Here is a 1,889-nt window from a genome sequence, read left to right as displayed (position 1 = left end):
GCTGGTCCGGCAGCGACAAGGCGATGACGCTCGCCAAGCTCAAGGAGCTGGTGAAGAAGGGCGAACTGCACTACATCCAGCTCGGCGGCGGCATGGGCGGCGGCCCGGGCGGCGGCTCCACTGTCAGCTCCGAGGTCACGGCGTGGGTGCAGAAGCACGGCACCGCGGTGAAGGAGAGCGACTACAGCAACGGTACGAGTACGGCCTCCGGCAACGGCTCCGAATCCTCTTCGCAGTCCGGCCAGTCGGCCGTCTACCGCCTGGACGCGTCCGACGTCAGCTGACCCGACGCGACCGCACACCGCTGAACGGCCCCCGCCCCTCGGTCCGGGGCCGTTCCCGCGTCCCCGATCATGTACACCGGGTGTCCGGCGAACGGGTGAAGGGAACACAGCGGTGGGCTACTGCCTCGAGATGAGCACCGGCGACATGAGAACGGTGGTGCGGCTGCTCACGGCAGTGGAGCGGACCGAGCAGCAGGAGCGCGCCCTGGCCCGTGTACGCACGGAGTGCGAGCGGACCGACGCCCGCTTCCAGGAGCAGGGCATCGACCTCGACGTCTCCATCAGCCGGGCCCTGGAGGAGCTGATCGACGGCACCCCGAGCACCGACCTCTGCCCCGCGTACAGCTACGCCTTCTATCAGGCCGTCGCGGCGCACTTCTCCGACCCCACCGACCTCGGCGCCTGGCGCCGCCCCTCCTGGTTCCACGCCATGGACGACGAACTGGCCCGGCACGGCGTACCGTCCGACCTCCTCCCGGGCACGTTCCTGTTCAGCGGCCCGCCGCTGCGGCTGCCCCACCCCGGCGACGCGGTGCCCGCGATCGGCACGCTGCCGGCCCGGCGCGCCGCCGACCTCGCGGAGGCCTACACACGCGTACTCGACCGTCTCGACCCCGAATTCCGTGGCGCGGCCCGCCGGTTCGTCGACGCCATGCGGTTCGAGGCGCAGGAGTGGGAGAGCGCACGGCAGCTCGGGACGAACCCCGACACGCTGCTCTTCTGGTTCCACTGACCTCTGCCGGAACCCTTGACTCCGCCTTTTCCGCCGGGATACTTGCGGTCGACAGCGCGCCAACTGCCGCGTCAGGCAAGGGATTTGCTTGGCCGACGGCACAGCCTGTCCGAGATCCCGAACGTCGTGCGAAGTTTCGCAAGTTTCGCGACGACCACCCCCACAGGAGGATCCGCACATGAGCCCACGCACGGCACTCATAGCCGCCCTGACCGCCGCTCTGCTGGCCGGCCCCGGTGTCGCCCAGGCCGCCACTCCCCAGGCCCCGCCCGCCCCCGCCCGGGAACGCGCCGCGGCGGCCACCATCACCTGGTCCCTCGTCCGCGCGAGCAACCCCACGGCGGACCAGCGCTCGGCCTACGACCTCATCACCAAGGCCATGAACGCGGCGGTGGCCCGCTACAACAACCTCAGTGACCTGGGCAAGACCCTCACCGTCCGCTACGAGCCGGGCGTCCCCACCGCCGACGGCAACATCAACGGCACGATCCGCTTCGGCAGCAACCGCAGCTACATGAGCGAGCGGACGGCCCTGCACGAGATCGCCCACACCATCGGCGTGGGCACCAGCTCGGGCTGGTCGCGCCTCGGCGGCAGCGGCACCTGGACCGGCGGCCAGGCCACCGCCCTCGTCAGGCAGTACGACGGCTCCGGCGCCAAGATCTCCACCGGCGGCGGCCACTTCTGGCCCTACGGCCTGAACTTCGACAACGAGTGGTCGGGCACGGCCGCCGACCGCCACGTCCGCATCGTCGCCGCGATGGTCCGCGACGGCCTCTAGTGCCGCGACAGGCAACGTTCGCCCCGTCACGACGCCCGGCACGCTCCCCCACGCTCTCGACTCCGCTCGAGCAGGGGGCACCCCCACTCGC

Annotated in this window: 2 protein-coding genes and 1 pseudogene; all 3 read left to right on the top strand. The window is 71.1% G+C overall.

The window, feature by feature from the left end:
* A pseudogene (locus tag ABZ281_RS47875) lies at positions 1-284 on the top strand (hypothetical protein); the annotation flags it as partial.
* Between the two features lie 130 nt (positions 285-414).
* On the top strand, positions 415-1,017 hold the full coding sequence (locus ABZ281_RS47870) for a hypothetical protein (RefSeq protein WP_356664966.1): 603 nt from the start codon (positions 415-417) through the stop codon (positions 1,015-1,017).
* 178 nt (positions 1,018-1,195) lie between these two features.
* On the top strand, positions 1,196-1,798 hold the full coding sequence (locus tag ABZ281_RS47865; RefSeq protein WP_356664964.1) for a hypothetical protein: 603 nt from the start codon (positions 1,196-1,198) through the stop codon (positions 1,796-1,798).
* Positions 1,799-1,889: the final 91 nt, after the last annotated feature.

Source organism: Streptomyces sp. NPDC006265 (genome assembly GCF_040613555.1).
In the GTDB taxonomy this organism is placed as follows: domain Bacteria; phylum Actinomycetota; class Actinomycetes; order Streptomycetales; family Streptomycetaceae; genus Streptomyces.
Note: the sequence above shows the minus strand (reverse complement) of the source record. Positions and strands in the feature narration are given on the sequence as shown.

Coding starts and splice junctions, on each gene's coding strand:
- ABZ281_RS47865 (WP_356664964.1), top strand. CDS start 1,196: ATGAGCCCACGCACGGCACTCATAGCCGCCCTGACCGCCGCTCTGCTG.
- ABZ281_RS47870 (WP_356664966.1), top strand. CDS start 415: ATGAGCACCGGCGACATGAGAACGGTGGTGCGGCTGCTCACGGCAGTG.